Source organism: Priestia sp. FSL W8-0524, from assembly GCF_038005965.1.
Taxonomy (GTDB): domain Bacteria; phylum Bacillota; class Bacilli; order Bacillales; family Bacillaceae_H; genus Priestia; species Priestia zanthoxyli.
Genome location: NZ_JBBOUG010000001.1, coordinates 2,145,527 through 2,162,538 on the forward strand (window position 1 = coordinate 2,145,527; position 17,012 = coordinate 2,162,538).

Annotated in this window: 20 protein-coding genes; 14 read left to right on the top strand and 6 right to left on the bottom strand. The window is 35.9% G+C overall.

The window, feature by feature from the left end:
* Positions 1-134 precede the first annotated feature (134 nt).
* The 12 genes from NST66_RS10745 to NST66_RS10800 all read left to right on the top strand — a co-directional run bounded on the left by NST66_RS10745 (position 135) and on the right by NST66_RS10800 (position 6,956).
* Positions 135-548, top strand: a complete 414-nt coding sequence (locus NST66_RS10745; RefSeq protein WP_033579036.1) for a hypothetical protein — start codon at positions 135-137, stop codon at positions 546-548.
* A 345-nt stretch (positions 549-893) separates the two neighbouring features.
* Positions 894-1,103 (top strand): hypothetical protein, encoded by a 210-nt coding sequence (locus tag NST66_RS10750; RefSeq protein ID WP_251440335.1) that lies wholly within the window; start codon positions 894-896, stop codon positions 1,101-1,103.
* A gap of 95 nt (positions 1,104-1,198) precedes the next feature.
* Entirely contained in the window at positions 1,199-1,528 is a 330-nt protein-coding gene (locus NST66_RS10755) for a hypothetical protein (RefSeq protein ID WP_033579039.1), read from the top strand.
* A gap of 128 nt (positions 1,529-1,656) precedes the next feature.
* On the top strand, positions 1,657-2,472 hold the full coding sequence (locus tag NST66_RS10760) for a protein-glutamine gamma-glutamyltransferase (RefSeq protein ID WP_153252675.1): 816 nt from the start codon (positions 1,657-1,659) through the stop codon (positions 2,470-2,472).
* A 431-nt stretch (positions 2,473-2,903) separates the two neighbouring features.
* The gene (locus NST66_RS10765) at positions 2,904-3,377 is read left to right on the top strand and encodes a DinB family protein (RefSeq protein WP_033579041.1); all 474 of its coding nucleotides are present in this window, start codon (positions 2,904-2,906) and stop codon (positions 3,375-3,377) included.
* A 133-nt stretch (positions 3,378-3,510) separates the two neighbouring features.
* Positions 3,511-3,726: a DUF378 domain-containing protein gene (locus NST66_RS10770; RefSeq protein WP_013057146.1), complete on the top strand. Its 216-nt coding sequence runs from the start codon at positions 3,511-3,513 to the stop codon at positions 3,724-3,726.
* A 133-nt stretch (positions 3,727-3,859) separates the two neighbouring features.
* Positions 3,860-4,045 carry a hypothetical protein gene (locus NST66_RS10775; RefSeq protein ID WP_340843310.1) on the top strand — a complete coding sequence of 62 codons (186 nt, stop codon included), beginning with the start codon at positions 3,860-3,862 and terminating at the stop codon, positions 4,043-4,045.
* Between the two features lie 15 nt (positions 4,046-4,060).
* Positions 4,061-4,339 (top strand): hypothetical protein, encoded by a 279-nt coding sequence (locus NST66_RS10780; protein WP_221817427.1) that lies wholly within the window; start codon positions 4,061-4,063, stop codon positions 4,337-4,339.
* Positions 4,340-4,439: 100 nt separating this feature from the next.
* Positions 4,440-5,243: a cobalamin-binding protein gene (locus NST66_RS10785; RefSeq protein ID WP_340843311.1), complete on the top strand. Its 804-nt coding sequence runs from the start codon at positions 4,440-4,442 to the stop codon at positions 5,241-5,243.
* An 18-nt stretch (positions 5,244-5,261) separates the two neighbouring features.
* Entirely contained in the window at positions 5,262-5,687 is a 426-nt protein-coding gene (gene fabZ, locus NST66_RS10790) for a 3-hydroxyacyl-ACP dehydratase FabZ (RefSeq protein WP_033579045.1), read from the top strand.
* Positions 5,688-5,883: 196 nt separating this feature from the next.
* The gene (locus NST66_RS10795) at positions 5,884-6,159 is read left to right on the top strand and encodes a hypothetical protein (protein ID WP_014459988.1); all 276 of its coding nucleotides are present in this window, start codon (positions 5,884-5,886) and stop codon (positions 6,157-6,159) included.
* A gap of 176 nt (positions 6,160-6,335) precedes the next feature.
* Positions 6,336-6,956 (top strand): NUDIX hydrolase, encoded by a 621-nt coding sequence (locus tag NST66_RS10800; protein ID WP_033579046.1) that lies wholly within the window; start codon positions 6,336-6,338, stop codon positions 6,954-6,956.
* Positions 6,957-6,990: 34 nt separating this feature from the next.
* Here NST66_RS10800 and NST66_RS10805 read toward each other — a convergent pair whose 3' ends face one another.
* A complete protein-coding gene (locus NST66_RS10805; protein ID WP_028413280.1) occupies positions 6,991-7,635 on the bottom strand; it encodes an SDR family oxidoreductase in 645 nt (214 codons plus the stop codon).
* 411 nt (positions 7,636-8,046) lie between these two features.
* Here NST66_RS10805 and NST66_RS10810 point away from each other — a divergent pair, with 411 nt between their 5' ends.
* Positions 8,047-9,558 (top strand): class I adenylate-forming enzyme family protein, encoded by a 1,512-nt coding sequence (locus tag NST66_RS10810; RefSeq protein WP_048020810.1) that lies wholly within the window; start codon positions 8,047-8,049, stop codon positions 9,556-9,558.
* A gap of 34 nt (positions 9,559-9,592) precedes the next feature.
* Here NST66_RS10810 and NST66_RS10815 read toward each other — a convergent pair whose 3' ends face one another.
* Complete coding sequence (locus NST66_RS10815) at positions 9,593-10,051, bottom strand: MarR family winged helix-turn-helix transcriptional regulator (protein WP_013057155.1); 459 nt, start codon at positions 10,049-10,051, stop codon at positions 9,593-9,595.
* 400 nt (positions 10,052-10,451) lie between these two features.
* Between NST66_RS10815 and NST66_RS10820 the strand changes: the two genes are divergently transcribed.
* A complete protein-coding gene (locus NST66_RS10820) occupies positions 10,452-11,414 on the top strand; it encodes a VanW family protein (protein WP_033579048.1) in 963 nt (320 codons plus the stop codon).
* A gap of 43 nt (positions 11,415-11,457) precedes the next feature.
* Here the strand turns inward: NST66_RS10820 and mbcS are convergent, their stop codons facing one another.
* The 4 genes from mbcS to NST66_RS10840 form a co-directional block, all read right to left on the bottom strand.
* Positions 11,458-13,038 carry an acyl-CoA synthetase MbcS gene (gene mbcS / locus NST66_RS10825; RefSeq protein ID WP_034327751.1) on the bottom strand — a complete coding sequence of 527 codons (1,581 nt, stop codon included), beginning with the start codon at positions 13,036-13,038 and terminating at the stop codon, positions 11,458-11,460.
* 156 nt (positions 13,039-13,194) lie between these two features.
* Positions 13,195-13,893 carry a hypothetical protein gene (locus NST66_RS10830; RefSeq protein ID WP_014459981.1) on the bottom strand — a complete coding sequence of 233 codons (699 nt, stop codon included), beginning with the start codon at positions 13,891-13,893 and terminating at the stop codon, positions 13,195-13,197.
* Between the two features lie 1,671 nt (positions 13,894-15,564).
* Entirely contained in the window at positions 15,565-16,308 is a 744-nt protein-coding gene (locus tag NST66_RS10835) for a hypothetical protein (protein WP_034266315.1), read from the bottom strand.
* 172 nt (positions 16,309-16,480) lie between these two features.
* Complete coding sequence (locus tag NST66_RS10840) at positions 16,481-16,975, bottom strand: cupin domain-containing protein (protein ID WP_340843312.1); 495 nt, start codon at positions 16,973-16,975, stop codon at positions 16,481-16,483.
* Positions 16,976-17,012 lie beyond the last annotated feature (37 nt).

Below are 17,012 nucleotides of genomic sequence, written 5' to 3' on the forward strand. Positions count from 1 at the left end.
ACTTTTTGTATGAATTATTTTAACTAGAAAGATTAATTAGGTGGCAGATACCTAAAATTTACAAAAAAGTGTAATTATTATAAAATTTAGTTAGGTGTACGTTAAACAGAAGTAATTTCTATAGGGGGGATAGTATGAGTTTAAAAGAGAGAGCAACTAAAGAGTTTAAAGAAAGGGTAGATAGCGACGAAGAAATTAGAGAATCTATTTTAACTTACTATGAATGTGAAAGTGGATTTTCGGGACTTGTAGGTGTACCAAATGGAAATTCTGTACCTATTCGAGGTGTTTTAGCTTATACAGAAAAAAGCCTACTTTTTTACGGAGAAGTTTTCTCTAAGCTGCCTATTGTATTACATATCCCATTTAATAAAATCAGGGAAATAAAAACAGGAAAGCAAATCCTTACAATTTTCAAATCAACTTTTACGATGGTTGTTGTTCATGATGATCAAGAAGTTTTCTCTACACGGGGAAACAAGGAGGACTTTTCTAGGTTGGAGTCGTTTTTTGAAAATGTGAATGAAGAAGTATTTCTTGCTAAATAGGTAGTACCAAGATAAGCCTAGACTTAAAAATTAGGCTTATCTTGGTATGGCGTTCGCTAATAACGTACTTTTAAGAAAGGATTTGGTTGTGTATATAGAAAATACGTTAGACGTTAGGATGCTATTTCAGTTCAGAGAGAGGTGGTAAGTATGCGTAAAAGAGATAAAGGGTTTTGGATAGCTTACCTTGTGTTTGCAATTATTATGCTATTAATCTACAAATATATACCGGCTGAAAACGGGTTTCTCGTTATCGTTTTATTTCCTCTAATTTATTGGTTCATCTACGAATTTATATTAAGACCTAAGAAAAGAAGAAGCAATGGTTAAGGAGGGGCGATTTGCTTGTTTTGGAATTATCTTAACATGTCAACAGGACTTATAATAGCTTTAGCAAACATTTTTAATTCTGCATTCCAAGGAAGTATGCGTTGGATTATGGTTGGGTGTGGTTTGTTAATTTTTATATACAATTTAATAGTAACTTTTGATCAAAAACAAAGTGAAGCGGCTAATCAAAATACTGTAGGAATTGTATCTAGAAAAGGGCGTTAATTGTTTTAGGCAGTTCAAAGTACTTAAATTTACTTTTTTTATAAGTGACGCAACGAAAATTCTGGAGTGAAAATCTTATAAGAAAGAGGGAAGTAATGGACGTTCAAAAGGTAGCAAATTTATTTTTGATTTTTGTCTTAATGTCAGCAGGCATTTCATTGGTAATTGGCTTTGTTGTTGCTGTGAGAAGTACAAACTATAAGAAGGGATATGTAAGTACTTTTATATCCAGTGTTGTCTTTTTAATAATTATTGTGAGCTGGTATGATAAAGCATCTTCAAACGTTTTTATGGGGACAATACCTTGGATTTTAAATGTTATTGCCGTCATTATTGTGTTACCACTGTACGTGTTAGTTGCTCGCTTTATATTTAAAAAGGTGACAAAAGGACAAAAAGGAACAAATGAAAAAATTAGCGGTTAACTTACTTTTTTTATCGTTTTTCCTAATCTTCACGATTTTAAATAAATGAAGATACACAAAATAATTTTTTATCAATATCCTGTTAGAGAAGGTGATTGATATCATTTTCTGTAAAGGAGAGAACGTCTATGATTAAAGTTAATCAACAAATTGTGAAAATAAGCGATTTAAATAATAGTTCGTTAACAAAAGAAAAAGCAGACATTTTAAAACAAATGGATGCCTATAGGGAAGTGTATGAGTATGCTACATTTGACCAGCTTGATTTTGATGTATCTGTTAAATTACAAATTATTGAATCGTCTGTGTTGCTGCGCAAAAGCGGCGCTAGGTTTGCTACATTCGCCCGTTCTAGGTGCAACGAAAAGTATTGGAAACGAACCGATAACGGAGGGTTTCAGCTACTACCTACCGTTTCTCCTCATCAGGCCATCGATGATATTTTTTACAACGGACACGAATACGCGTTTGAGTGCGCGACGGCTGTTATCATCATCTTTTACAAAGCTGTATTAAATAATATTGGAAAAGCAAACTTTAACAGGCTTTTTGCTGATCTTTACTTACACGATTGGCAATACGATGAAGATCTTGAGCTTCATGGTTATAAAGGATCTGACTACTTGCCCGGAGACTGTGCGTATTTTAAAAACCCTGATTATAACCCTGATACTCCCCAGTGGAAAGGTGAAAACACCATTGTATTAGATGAAACTCTATATTTTGGTCATGGAATTGGAATTACGACGCGGGAAAGAATTATTGAAGTGTTAAATTTAAAGAGAAAAGACAACGCAAAGCAATCAGCTTACCTGTCAGATGAAATTGTCAGACTTCACACCGCTCACCTCAGTTATTTTGCAGTTAGATACGAACCTGTTGTTTGGTATGACAGAAACAGCGCTATTATTTCCACTATTGGATCGATTACGTATGTAGCTTGAATGATCAAAGTTTTGATACTTTGGTCTTTTTTTGTAAAAAGGAAAGAATTACATGAAGGTAAATTTGAGAATTCAAAAGGATTTTATGTATAAAAGAAGAATCCATTTAATACGCAGGTCTTAAAACTAAAAGGAAAGGAGGAGATTACTATTAAAAATCGTGATAAAAGACGCAAGAGAAAACGCGGCGCATTAAAAGATTATCTGAAAAATAAGCTTGGTCAGCTAAAACCGAAGCCAAACAAAGGACCTGTCTCAAATTTAAAGTCTTCTGCTTAAAAAATCCCCCTAGTTTTTATATAGGGGGATTTTCTTTTGAATTTTCTTTTATTTTAAGGTTTAAATGTTATGAGTGGCATTTAAGGGGTAATTTGTGCACAATAGACATTGAATAGTTTATCTAATACGACAACGTAAGGAGAGATTAGACGATGGAAAACATGATTTTAAAACATATGGACGTTGTAAGAGGAATTACGATTAGTATCCTTGAAAAAACAACAGAAGAGGCAGCGGACATCACACCAAAAGGGTTCAATAACAATATTCGCTGGAATCTTGGACACATTGCCTTTATTCAAGAAAAGCTTGTGTTTGGCTTAGCTGGTGAACCGATGCAAACGCCAGAGAGTTATGAAAGCTTTTTTGGTGCCGGAACAAAACCTGCTGATTGGAACGAGGCTGCTCCATCTCTTGAAGAAATTGCGAATGTGTTGAAAGACCAAGCACGCCGTATTAAAGAGTTCATGCCGGGGCAGTTTGATAAGCAGTTAATCACACCTTTTACAAATAAAGCGGGTATCAACTTTACAACAGTTGGCGAAACGTTTTTATTCAGTTTCTATCACGAAGCGATGCATGTAGAAACGATTAAGCAAATTGGGAAAGCAGCAGCTGCACAATAAGGAAATAAAAAAGAATAAATCACATATTCTTTATAACTATTTTACATAGCGCCTATGCATATACTGATCTATACAGCGCATAAGATGTAACATGAGCTGCTTTTCCTAATGCAGTTCGCAAGGAGGTGACAACGTGAAATTTCTTTCAGGTTTAACGACTCTTCTTGTGATTTTAGGCGGTTTAAATTGGTTAGCTGTAGCATTAGGCGTGAATGTAGTAGAAGAGCTATTTGGCTCTTGGGATTGGTTAGTAACAACGATTTATTGGTTAGTTGGCCTGTCTGCTCTTTATCAAATTTTTGATAAGTTCTTCGGAACGGGAGCAAGTGTCAAAAGCAAAGCGCTATAATAAATATTATTTTTTATTATCTCTTTAGGGGGTTTGAATGTATATTCAAACCCCCTTTTTCATGGATAAAAGACGTGACATCTTTACAAAATACGGTAAAATAAGGTAATGACCAAAAAGTAGGAGGGATGAGATGGAGCTTTGGGGTGTAGTACCTATCTTAGTGTTTGGAGTTCTTTATATAGGAATCATTGCTGGTATGATAGCTGTTATTGTTATAGTGTTAAAGCGAATGAAAGAGAGAAATCAATATTTACATGAAATACGGGATGAACTGAGAAATCAAAACAAGATAACTATAGCAGAAAATAAAGAATAGAAGAGGGTTTAATAGATGAATAAAAGTGTACTTCCTATCTTTTTTATCGTAAATCTTTTTTTTATTTACTGTTTATTATTTAATCAAGGATACATCTTTCAGCTAAAGAATCTACCTTACATATGGGCTATTTATTTACTTATTGGCACCCTTTTAGCTTTTTATTATATGCTGCGATACAAACAAAAAAGAGCCGGACAGGTGCTGCTTTCAATCGGTATTTTAACTACAAGCATTAGTTCACTTGGTTGTTTGGGTTTCTTTTATTTCTTTTATCGTGCGATGGGTGGATAAGAAAGAGCACTAAAAGCAGAGACTTCAGTGAAAGTCTCTGCTTTTTATATGGAAATCTATTGTATAATAGAAAAAAAGAAATGGATGCAGGAGGAAAAATATGCGAATTGTTTCGCTTTGTCCAAGCAATACAGAACTAATAGCGTATTTAAAATGTGAGCATTTGCTCGTAGCAATTGATGATTATTCCGATTGGCCGCAGTCTATTCAGAGTCTTCCGCGTTTAGGTCCCGATTTATCTATTAATATGGATGCGGTGGAAGAAGCCAAGCCAGATTTAGTCCTAGCTTCACTAAGCGTTCCTGGAATGGAGCGAAATATTGAAGAACTTAAAAAACGAAAGATACCTTACGTCGTATATAATCCTAATTCGCTAGAAGATATCCGTCAAAATCTACAGGATTTAGGCCAGCGATTAAATATTGAAACAAAAGCAGCTGAACTGTTAGAGCGGTATGATCAGTTTCTTTCTACATATAAAGGAATGGCACGTCAAATCGAAAAAACCACTGTATACTGGGAATGGTGGCCAAAACCCGTTTTTACTCCTGGAAAAGCAAACTGGCTGACCGAAATTAGCGCGTTAGCGGGAGGAGAAAATATATTTGCTGATCACAAAGAAGCAAATGTACAGAGTGATTGGGAAGAAGTGCTCAAACGAAATCCACATCACGTGTGTTTGGCTTGGGTAGGCGTACAGACAAACAAAGTAAATCCAACGATTTTACACAAGAGACCGAACTGGTCTGACATGCCGGCCATAAAAGAACATCGTGTATATTTACTAGAAGAATGGCTGTATTGTCGTCCTTCACCCCGATTGCTGTTAGGGTTAAAAAAACTCGCGCCGCTTCTTCATCCAGATACGTTTCCTGCATTTGACGGTAAGGACCCTTTATTATAAGAAAAAGGAGCGATACATATGAAAGATATTGAACAAATAAAACATACCCTTCAACACCGCTATCCTTTTTTACTTGTTGATCGCATCTTAGAGCAAGAAGAAGGAAAGCTTGCTGTAGGAATCAAACAAGTAACAGCAAATGAACCTTTTTTTCAAGGTCACTTCCCGGACTACATGGTAATGCCTGGTGTACTTATTGTGGAGGCTCTTGCTCAGCTCGGCGGATTTGCCATGGCTACGGATGACCACCAAAAAGGAAGACTTGCTTTTTTAGCAGGAATAGATGAATGTCGCTTTAAGCGTCAAGTAAGGCCAGGAGATACACTACGCTTAGAATTTGAGATCCTTAAGCAGCGCGGAAAGATTGTAAAAGGAAAAGGAAAAGCATTTGTAGGCAGCGAATTAGCTTGTGAAGCGGTCATTACCTTCGCTCTTGATGTATAATACAAACGCCTTTGTGAAAAAAGCAGCTGATGTTAGCAAGATGAAAACGACCAATGTAAAAAAGGAAATAATTCAGGATAAAGCGTAGCGAGAAAACCGCCTTATGTCGTAAAAGCGGTTTTTTATGAATACCTTTTTACCTTTTGATAAAAGAAGAAACGGGGTATAGAAGAAAAAAGGGAGAGGGGAGAATGCAGTGAGAACATTAACGGAAGTTGTTGTATTACTCACACTATTGGGTACGTATATAGGCATCTCACTACTTGTCTACAAACGGAAAAGAACGAATCCGTTTTTCTACAGCATTTACTTTTATTTAGCTACCAGCGTCATTTTGATTTGCTTGGTTATCTTTTGGCTTCAGCTTCGTTTTGGACTCACTGATAAGCAAGTAGGAGGATTGCTTATCAGTGTGGTGGCATTCTTTTTACTTATTTATGGTTTGTTAAAAACAAGACAAAAAGACAGGTAGCCGGTGCTATCTGTTTTTATTTATATTTATGTTATATATTTTTATCAATTGTAGTGTCAATTCAATACATCTCTTCATATAATAAAGATAACAGCTTTCTTTTGCAGGTTAGTTGACATCGCAGCTTATAACTCGCTATTCTTTTGATAATTCATTTTGTGAAAGGAAGTGGACGTATGGATGCATCCCGCATTATAGCTAAGTTAGAAAACCGGATGCCGACAATCCTTGGGATGGAGCAGTTCTCCCGCTTTGGCATTCTTGTTCCGCTTATTGAAAAACAAGGGGAACTACAAGTCTTATTTGAAGTAAGAGCGCTCGATTTACGTAGACAGCCCGGAGAAATTTGTTTTCCAGGAGGGCGTGTTGAAAAGACGGATGCAGATGAAAAAGAAACGGCTATCCGTGAAACCTCTGAAGAGTTAGGGATTACACCCCAATCTATTCAGCACGTACAAGCTTTAGATTATATTGTTTCTCAATTCGGAACAATCATTTATCCTTATGTAGGTTTCATTGATGAGTCGCTTGAACTTCGACCGAATCCTTCGGAAGTAGCAGAAGTATTTACCGTGCCTCTTTCTTTTTTTCAGCGTACCGAACCTGATATACACAATATTAATTTCAGAGTAGAACCCGAACATAATTTTCCTTATGACGCGATTATTGGTGGTGAAAATTATAATTGGCAAACAAGAGAGATGGAAGAACATTTTTATTACTATGAAGATCGAGTCATATGGGGACTGACAGCAAAAGTAATTTATCATTTAATACATGTATTAAATGATAAATAAAAAGCAGCGAATACGCATTCGCTGCTTTTTTATATTAAATAGACTGAATAGCTTCTGTGATAGGTGTATCACCTGAAACTAAATCAAAAGAACGTCCGAATGTATGATCTTCACTTAACGTTTCTACTACCACACGCGCGACATCTTCACGAGGAATGGATCCGCGCTCTTTGTTCTCACCGGCATCTACACGTCCTGTTCCTGGTTCGTTTAACAATCCGCCTGGACGAACAATTGTATATGTTAATCCGCTTGCTTCTAAGATTTTATCTGCATAATGTTTGGCTACATAGTAAGGAATTAGTGAAGTATTCCAGTTTTCACGGTGATGTGCTTGAAGGGCGCTTACCATCACAAATCGTTTAATTCCTAAATCTTCTGCAGCTTCCATCGCTTTTACTGCTCCATCTAAATCAATTAAAAGTGTCTTATCATGACCTGTGCTGCCGCCTGATCCTGCGCTAAAGATAACGGCGTCACAGCCTTTCATCACTTCCTTAATTTCATGCACAGTGCCTTCTAAGCTTGCAAAAGCCGTTTCTACACCTCTTGCTTCAAGCTCTTTTGCTTGTTCTTCTTTACGAACCATCGCACGTACAGTGTGCACATCACTTTCATTCAAAATGTTTACAATATGTTTGCCTACTTGACCATTCGCACCAATTACAAGAACTTTCATGTCTAAATTTGCTCCTTTCAAATCCAAATACTTATATATTATTGTTTCATATTCACCGTTTTCATTCAATGAATGAGCTCAAAATCCGGTGAATAAGGGGAAAGTAAGAAAATATATTAAAAAAATGAAAAACAAGAAATAAAAACTAATTTACAAACAAAAAAAGGAAAAAAATAGTTCATTAAACCCAGTGTCTGAACTGTTTAAATTTTGTAAATTTTTCTCAAACCCTTGGTAATACAACACTTCTTAAAAACAGTATCTCTTTTAACATTTCCCGATACAACCTATATAAACACATTTTGATAATTTTAAACTTTTACTTCGGAAAAATTTTTTGTTATTATGTTTTAGTCATTAAAATATTCACGAACGAAATATTTAGTCCGAGCGGACAAAGGAGAGGATAAAATGAACACATTACAATACTTAGTCGCAGAACGTGCAGAGATTTCTCCTCAACATGAAGCACTAGTTGAACATAATGAACGTTATACATTTAATGAATTTCATGAAAAAGTAAATCAATTGTCTCATTACTTCTTAGAGAAAGGAATTCAAAAAGGAGATCGTATTGGTATTTTAGCTCATACAAGCATTGCTTACCCAGTTGTTACAATGGGGATTTTACAAGTGGGAGCAGTCGTTGTTCCATTAAGTAAGAGCATGACACCTTATGAGCTTGATAGCATTATTACAAGCGGACAGTTAAAAGCGATTATCCACCACAATGAATTTACGTCTGTATTAGAAAAAGCGGAACAAACGGCTGGACTTAGCTTTACGTTAAAAATTGAGGATGCAAAAGAATTTACAACTCAATTCTCAGCGTATAACACAAACACACCAGAAGCACTTCCTGAAGTACTTCCTGAAGATTTAGCATTAATGATGTTTACATCAGGTACAACAGGTAAATCAAAAGGATGTATGATTGCACACGGATCGGTAAGTGCCTTTTTAAACTCTGGCGGACAGGAAGAACGTGCAAATATTGATAAAAGCATGCGCTATTTATTTGTTCATCCATTCTTCCACATGAGTTCGATGAGCATTTTATTTATGTGCATTAACACAGGAAACACAATGGTATGTTCTGAAGAAACAGATCCAGCTAAAGTAATTGAGGTAATCGAAAAAGAAAACATTAAAATGCTGTTTGCACTACCACCAGCATTAAAATACATCGTAGAAGAGCTTGAAAAAGGAGATCACTATGATTTCCCTCTAAAACTTGCTGTGTCAGGCGGAACAAAAGTATCAGAGTCTTTAATCGAACAATATGACCGTAACGGAATGATTTTAGCTCAAGGATACGGAAGCACAGAAGCTTGGATTATCAGTTCATGGCATCCTCAAATGGGATGGAAGAAAGTAAGCTCAGCTGGGAAACCGGCTCCACATGTGGAAGTTAAAATTGTAGACCCAGAAACACGTCAAGAAGTTCCAACTGGAGAAAAAGGTGAAGTGCTTGTACGAAGCCCTTATCTATTTAAAGGCTACTGGCAAAACGAAGAAGCAACAAATGCTGTCTTACAAGATGGCTGGTTAGCGATGGGCGATGCAGGTCGATTAGATGAAGACGGATTTCTTTATATTGAAGGACGCTATAAAGATGTAATTGTATATGGAGGAGACAACATCTACCCAGATCAAGTAGAAGAAGTTGTTCTAGCAGCAGACGGTGTGTTAGAAGCGACAGTTGTCGGCATGCCTGATGATGTGTACGGCGAAGTTCCATATGCATTTGTTGTTAAACAAGAAGCATCTGCTTTAACTGAAGAAGACGTAGTGAATTTCTGTAAAGAACGACTAGCACCATATAAAGTGCCAACTGTTGTATTTGTTTCATCACTTCCTAAAAACAGTGTAGGAAAAGTGTTGAAAAACGAAGTGAAAAAACAAGCCTTAGCACACGCATAATAAAAAAGCGGCCTTATAGCCGCTTTTTTTATATTTATTGCTGTAATTTTTGAGATATTTTTTTCATAATGTGAAAGTATTGATCTCTTTCTTCTTCTGATAAGTGTGAAAGTAAATCTGACCAAAAATCGACACGAGTAGCTTGCAATATTTCGACAACTTTTTCGCCTTTTTCCGTCAACTCTACCCACACGCTTCGGCGGTTTTGCTTTTTATATATACGATTCACAAGCTCATCATCTTCTAATTGATTTAATACAATGGTGATAGCACCGGGTGAGAGCCCAAGTACTTTTGTGATATCGCTAACAATACAGCTTTTTTTATCGTGAATCGTCTTTAAGATTGCCTCTTTTGTTGAAGTTAAATGGTAGGGAAGCAAATCATATTTCTCACCGATTACGGTGTTTTTATATTTTAAAAGAGCTTCTTTTACATGATCTATACTTTCTAGCTGATGACTAATCTCTTCTTTGCTATAACGTTCAGTCAAGCGTAAATCCTCCTCATAAAACAAATTCCATTTTTACCATTATACCATGTATAATGCCCATAGAAAAATGAACAACACCGCGAAAATTGTCAGAAAAATTTTAAAATAATTACCATAATTCGTTAAAAAATCCTTGTTTTCGTGCTATTATATATAAGAATAGTAATAACAGGAAACGCATACAACATTTGTTTTCTATTGAGTTCATAAGAAAAAATGGGGTCTATGAACATCATTCCGCTTTACCTCATGTGTTGAATAAAGAAAAAAATATAAAAAATGGTGATTATTCACTTTGGCAGATCGTCTTTTATAAGATGTTTGTATAAAATGAATGTATACATATTTTTATAGAAAAAACATATTGAGGTAAAGCCGAGATATGGGGGGATTCAATTACATGAAGAAAGTCTTAGGGGCGCTCTTGCTTGGCGCGACAATTGTTAGTGCGTTTATTGCGTACGGCATGTATACAAATCATTCCGCAAAGCAAACAGCTGCGATAGAACAAAAACAAGCGGCTAAAAAACCAGAAAAAAAGGCTGAGAAAAAGAAAAAGCCAGTCCTTAAAGTCGAAGAACTGACGTATCAGTTAAAAGATTCCCGTACAGGAGAAGTAATGAAAGAATTCAAGCCGGTTCATTACAAGGATAAAGGTGTATATGATCAAGAAATTAAACAGTTAGCGTCTGAGCTGGCAAAAGGGATCGATACACCTATGCAAAACATAAAAATAGATGAAAATGGATCGTTGACTGGCGGATCCAAGCAAATCATCTTAAAAGAAGCAGAACTTGTTAAAAATCTGCAGAACTTAAATACGAAACAATTGGAGGTAAAGGTTCCGATATACGAAACCGCTCCAAATGTCACGGCAGCATCTGCTCAAGGGATCGCCGATGTATCATTAGCTTCGTATTCTACACGTTTTCGTCCAAGTGATACAAGCAGAAACAGAAATGTTCAGCTATCAGCAGAAGCAATTAATAACGTTGTGTTAGGACCAGGAGATTCATTTTCTTATAATCAAACAGTTGGGGAGCGCACAGCAGAAAGAGGCTATCAGCCTGCTCCTGAAATTATCAATAAACAGCTGGTGATGGGAATTGGCGGAGGTATTTGTCAAACATCTTCTACGTTATTTAATGCGATTGACGGCGCTGGTCTTCAAGTGACAGCTAGGTCTCACCATTCAAAACATGTAGGTTATGTACCTGCGGGAAGAGATGCGACCGTATCGTGGGGAGGACCTGATTTTAAGTTCACAAACAACAAAGATTATCCTGTCATCATTAAAGCATATGCAAACGTAAATACAGGTGTTTTAACGGTAGATGTTCGTACTTCACAGCGTGCTATCTAATAAAAAAAGACGTATCCTAACAGATACGTCTTTTTTTCATTTATTATGCTTTTTGTTGCTCGCGTTCACGAAGTTCCACACGTCGAATTTTACCTGAATTAGTTTTTGGTAATTCATCAATAAATTCAATTACGCGAGGATACTTGTAAGGTGCAGTAAGAGTTTTTACGTGATTTTGCAGCTCTTTAATAAACCCTGCATCTGTTGTTTTTGCATGATCGACAAGAACCACATACGCTTTTACAACATGGCCGCGATCAGCATCTGGGCTAGCTATAACGGCACATTCTTTCACCGCTGGATGCTTAATTAATGCATCTTCAACTTCAAATGGCCCAATTGTATAGCCGGAACTGATAATGATATCATCTCCGCGTCCTTGGAACCAGTAATAGTTATCTTCATCTTTAGAAGCGCGGTCGCCTGTTAAATAGTAGTTTCCTTTATACGTTTTCTCAGTGCGCTCCATGTCTTTATAGTAGTGCTTGAAAAGAGAAGGGAGGTCTCTACGAACGGCAATGTCTCCAACTTCTCCAGGCTTACAAGGCTCGCCGTCTTCATTAATGATTTCTACAAACCCTTCAAGCATCGGTTTACCCATTGAACCAATCTTCGTTTTTACACCTTTTAAGGTACCAATCAAAAGGGTATTTTCCGTTTGGCCGTATCCATCACGTACTTGGATATTAAAATATTTTTTAAACACATTAATTACTTCTTCATTTAGCGGTTCTCCGGCAGATACAGCGCTATGAAGGTGAGACAGGTCAAAACGTTCAAGCTCATCAATTTTAGCCATAAAGCGATACTCTGTTGGCGTGCAGCACAGTACGTTTACTTGTTCATCCTGTAAAATTTCTAAAAACTTTTTAGGTTCAAAACGTCCGTTATAAATAATGCCTGTTGCACCTTGTCCAAGTACAGATAAAAACGGAGTCCAAATCCATTTTTGCCAACCAGGACCTGCTGTTGCCCAGACCGTATCGCCTTTTTTAATATCTAACCATTCAGCAGCAGCGATACGAAGGTGAGCATAAGCCCATCCATGAGTATGAACAACGCCTTTTGGCTGTCCTGTTGTACCAGATGTATAAGGAAGGAATGCCGTATCATCCTTAGTTGTGTTAGCTGCTTGGAACTGTTCTGATGCATCCGCTGTAAGTGACTCTAAGCGCGTCCACGACGTAACATCAGCACCAAATGTAATTTTATGTTGTAGAGAAGTAGGGAAGTTTTCAATCTTATCGATCTCATTGCAGAAAGGATGGTAAGAAATAATCGCTTTTGCTTCAGCGTGATGTAAACGATATTGGATATCTTTTGCGCGTAATAGTTCTGAAGAAGGAATTACAATAATACCTGCTTTTAAGCATGCTAAGTAAATAGCATACGATTCAATAAGGCGAGGTGCGATAACCAACACGTGATCGCCTTTTGTTAATCCTAGCTCCGTTAGCCCGTTTGCCACCTTATTTGCTTTTGCTAACAGCTGGTTATATGTAATTTCCTCACGCACACCGTCAGCGTCCTGCCACTTTAGCGCAAGTTGATCGGATGCATGTTTTTCAATTTCCTCTGTTAAGTTGTAATGTTCACTTGGAACTAAATCTTTTAGTTGAATCATAAAAACGACTCCTTATATTATAGATATCAATGATTTTTTATCATTACTATTATTATATTACTAACTATTAGTACTTGCTACTAATTTGTTTTGGGTTTTAGTAAAAAAGCAAAAAAAGACCCGCTTGTCTTATTACGACAGCGGGTATAACATATGTTATTTAAATAAGCTCCATTTTGTATGAATAGGTACTAGCTCTTCTTCAGACTCGTCCTCTTCGTATAAACCACGTTCTTTTAAGTATTCCACAAAATATAAGTCTGCTTCCTTACGTTCATCATAAGGCTTAATCGATAAAACAAACCCTACTTTATGCTGATCTTCATTTTCCACGCCTGAGAGATACGCTTTTACATTATGCTGCAAGAATAGCTCTTTAGCGGGAATAATTAAGTCCTTGACGAACTTCGACAGTAATTCTAACTCAAAGTCGAAGGTGAACTTAGCAATTTTTTCTAGATCTGCAAATACCACGCCGATAAAACTCGTATTATGTATTTCGTAGTCTTTCGTTTTTTCATCCCATTCAATATGTCCGATTTCCTTTAAGTAATTAATAAAATACCCAATGCCTTCATCGCGGCCAAAAGGTTGTTTAGAAAGAACCAAACCGATCTTTTTGTACTTAGGCAGATACACGCATGAGATAGCGGCTTCAACTTTATGCTGTTGAAATAAGTGCGTTGCCCCTTGAAGCAAAGCATCTAAGACATGATGGGTAATTTTCATTTGTTTACGAGGAAAGTGATATTCGTTGCGTGCTAATTCATCTGTATCAGCAAACGTTGCTCCAATAAAGCCTGTGTTGGATAGGGTAGGAGGGAGCTTCTTTCTTTTTCTTTTTCGTACCGTCATTCAAAAACACTCCTTGTGATCATCAATACGATAAAAAATAAAACGAACATATGTTCTTATCTAATGATACAAAAAATGTGTCGAAAAGTAAAGAGGAGTTAACGGAGAATTTGAAATTTTATAATAAAAGTAGCTAATGATCTTAAAACGTAGCGGTCATTAAAAGATGGAAAAGAAGAGGGGGAGCAAAAAAAATAAAAGGCTGCAGATGAAAAGCATCCACAGCCTTTTATATATTCATTAACGAGCTTCTGTTAAAGCTACCATATCTTCATCATCTAAATCGATATCTACGTGACAATCCATTGTATGAATTGTTTTATCTTCATGATTTCCATAATAAATTGTAATGTTCATGAGTATCGCTCCTTTAAAACTGGATAATGACATCCAATTTATACCGTCATCTATTTGTTTAATATTATACCCGATGAAAAAGGAAACTACAACTAAAATCACTAAAAAGCTGATAGGAAAGGGGTTTATAGTGATTTTAACAAGGAATTAGGTAGAATAAAAATACTTATAATTGTATTTTATTACAGAAAATACGAGGTTTTTACTTTTGTTTATGAATAAAAATCCATTTAATGCAAACATATGTACTAAATGAAAAATATACGTTCAGTAGCAAATAAATCCTTAAGATATTAATTACAAACAGATTTCATCGTTTTGCAAAAGGTTCATTGAGAATACGATGAGAAAAAATGAATGAGTGTAAAACTTAATTTCTATAAGTAAACTCATTCATTTTTCAAACTCTCTAAATATAATCTAAACATCAATCGAACTGATCAATCCTAAAAATAAACTGGTGAAATTCATATGTATTTCTATAAAATCATATCTGCAATTGTTCAATTAGAACAAATCTTGTTGCTAATTAGTTTAGTGAGTTAGATCATATAAATACGAACCCTATCTCATTTTTAAATTCTGTCTCACTATCATAAGTATACTTTTATAATGAGACAGAATTTGTGTTTTATCAATTGGTTCCTAGAATATATATTATGTAAACTAGAAAAAGAAATAAAATCATTGAGGTCTCCCTTGCTCTTAGATCCTTAGAATACCTATCATCTTTTACTTTTTCCTTAAAGTGTGTAAGTTCTCTTTCAAGTCAGCTAGTTTTTGCTTTTATAAGTTTAATTTGCTGGCTGTAAACAGAACTCTTAAAAATCGCCTAAATGACGAACTTTAAGTCAAATGAATTAAATTATGTACAAGCTATGGATTATATCTTAGAAGTGGTTAAAATGGCCGCTCACTTAATCGCAATTGCCTGAATACGCCAGTACGTATCATTTTATATGTAATTAAGTAATTTCCTTATGGTTTATCCTAGAACTTTACAATTTTGCATCACAAGTTTACAGTAGCTATGAATCAGTGTGATAGTAGTTGATTTAATGTAGAAGCGAAAAAAAAGGAAAAAGAACAACTTCTTCCCCTCCATCCGCTTGTCATACAAACTTTTCAAGTTACTAGTTTCAAGGCTTCACTCACTAAGGTATGTTTCCTAATCGTAGTCATGAATTTTATCAAATAGCCCAAATTTATTTCTTTTGTAAGTAAACAATGGTGATTCATTAAGAATACAAACTGATTGAACATTAAGTGAAAAATAGCACATGGTGTAACCAGAACACCATGTGCTATTTTTAATTATTTCGTTAATCCGCAAAAACCTGAATCATCCACTTCCTGCATACCATTATCTAGCGCGTACCGAACTTGTGAACACTTCCATAAAGTTCTACTAAATCCAGAAGGGTTTTCCTTCTTTTCCTCTGCCACTTTTTTCTGTGTTTCAGTAGGTAATTTTGGAATAAGATAAGCCGCTGCTTTTTCTTCTTCTACCATGACGGGTGTTACTTTAATGAATAACCCATCTTCGGCAATAGACTTTTCTTCATCTTCGGCACGATCACGTTCACTTTTTTCTTCCGCTTTTCTAGTTCGTTCTTGCTCCTCTTCTGCATGTTTCGCGATAGCTGCTGAATCTTCCCACAATGGTGCTTCTTCTTCAGAGGGAACAGTCTTGTCTTCTCCTTGTAGGGAGGATTCTGAAGAATAATGATCGCTCTTTGATTGTTCCTTTTCTACTGAATTACTTTTAGGGTGTTCTGTTGCGGACCCATGGGCATTACCTGCAGGAATGTTTCCTTCTTTTGATGAAGGTGTCTCTTGTTTATACGTTGGAGACTGCTCCGCTACATGAGTTGAATTAGTTTTATTGTTGGTTGTTTCTTCTTTTTTAACTTTCTCTCTCTCTGTTTGGTCCGATGACGTAATTTCTTTTTTTGCAGTATTTGATTGATTTTCTTGAGATGTTTGCGCACCTTCCCCACAGCCTGCCAAAAATCCTAGTGTTAAAAACGGAAGTGCCAGTAAGCGTTTCATCTTCATAACAAGTTCCTCACCTTCTTATTCATTGGATGATTGACTTCAATGCAGCGAACTACTTAAGTTCGTACCTACCTTTGTTTCGTTTGCTTTATAGGTTGGATCAGGTGTTTTTAGACTTCGCATCTATTTTTTATATAAAGGAAAATCAACTGAAATTCACTTGCATATAAGCTTATTCTAAGATGAATTTATAATTATATTTTTCCGCAACATTAACTAATTGTTGCATCTGCTCTGGAGTTGGACCTTGGAAATCTGGTAGCCCAGAATCTTTTGGAACTTGTAAGCCTAATTCTTTTACAATGCTGTCAAATTTAGCTGGTGATGCTGTGACAATCATTTCTCCACCGTCAATTCCGGCCTCAAATCGATGTGGAATTCCTTTAGGAGCAAAAACGTACTCGTTTTCATTTACCTCAAAGATTTCATCACCTACAAAAAATATAAATCTCCCTTTTTTTATATAAAAAGTTTCATCTTCATTTTCGTGGACATGCAAAGGAGGCCCCATTTTGGGAGGTTCTACAAGGTGAACAACTGAAAAGGCACCATTAGTATCTTCTCCTGAAGCTAATATCGTAATTGTCTCTTGCATAAAATGATACGTATTTTGGTCATTTGGAATTCCGTGTAAAGGTTTGATTACTATATTTTTTAACTCACTCATAAATTATCCCTCATTTGTAATTTAATTTTAAAGGTAT

What these genes read in the sequence shown, in the direction of transcription:
- NST66_RS10775 (WP_340843310.1), top strand. Translation starts at nt 3,860, where the DNA reads ATGGAGCTTTGGGGTGTAGTACCTATCTTAGTGTTTGGAGTTCTTTAT.
- NST66_RS10760 (WP_153252675.1), top strand. Translation starts at nt 1,657, where the DNA reads ATGATTAAAGTTAATCAACAAATTGTGAAAATAAGCGATTTAAATAAT.
- NST66_RS10835 (WP_034266315.1), bottom strand. Translation starts at nt 16,308, where the DNA reads ATGAAGATGAAACGCTTACTGGCACTTCCGTTTTTAACACTAGGATTT.
- NST66_RS10840 (WP_340843312.1), bottom strand. Translation starts at nt 16,975, where the DNA reads ATGAGTGAGTTAAAAAATATAGTAATCAAACCTTTACACGGAATTCCA.
- mbcS (WP_034327751.1), bottom strand. Translation starts at nt 13,038, where the DNA reads ATGATTCAACTAAAAGATTTAGTTCCAAGTGAACATTACAACTTAACA.
- NST66_RS10765 (WP_033579041.1), top strand. Translation starts at nt 2,904, where the DNA reads ATGGAAAACATGATTTTAAAACATATGGACGTTGTAAGAGGAATTACG.
- NST66_RS10805 (WP_028413280.1), bottom strand. Translation starts at nt 7,635, where the DNA reads ATGAAAGTTCTTGTAATTGGTGCGAATGGTCAAGTAGGCAAACATATT.
- NST66_RS10745 (WP_033579036.1), top strand. Translation starts at nt 135, where the DNA reads ATGAGTTTAAAAGAGAGAGCAACTAAAGAGTTTAAAGAAAGGGTAGAT.
- fabZ (WP_033579045.1), top strand. Translation starts at nt 5,262, where the DNA reads ATGAAAGATATTGAACAAATAAAACATACCCTTCAACACCGCTATCCT.
- NST66_RS10810 (WP_048020810.1), top strand. Translation starts at nt 8,047, where the DNA reads ATGAACACATTACAATACTTAGTCGCAGAACGTGCAGAGATTTCTCCT.
- NST66_RS10830 (WP_014459981.1), bottom strand. Translation starts at nt 13,893, where the DNA reads ATGACGGTACGAAAAAGAAAAAGAAAGAAGCTCCCTCCTACCCTATCC.
- NST66_RS10785 (WP_340843311.1), top strand. Translation starts at nt 4,440, where the DNA reads ATGCGAATTGTTTCGCTTTGTCCAAGCAATACAGAACTAATAGCGTAT.
- NST66_RS10820 (WP_033579048.1), top strand. Translation starts at nt 10,452, where the DNA reads ATGAAGAAAGTCTTAGGGGCGCTCTTGCTTGGCGCGACAATTGTTAGT.
- NST66_RS10800 (WP_033579046.1), top strand. Translation starts at nt 6,336, where the DNA reads ATGGATGCATCCCGCATTATAGCTAAGTTAGAAAACCGGATGCCGACA.
- NST66_RS10780 (WP_221817427.1), top strand. Translation starts at nt 4,061, where the DNA reads ATGAATAAAAGTGTACTTCCTATCTTTTTTATCGTAAATCTTTTTTTT.
- NST66_RS10755 (WP_033579039.1), top strand. Translation starts at nt 1,199, where the DNA reads ATGGACGTTCAAAAGGTAGCAAATTTATTTTTGATTTTTGTCTTAATG.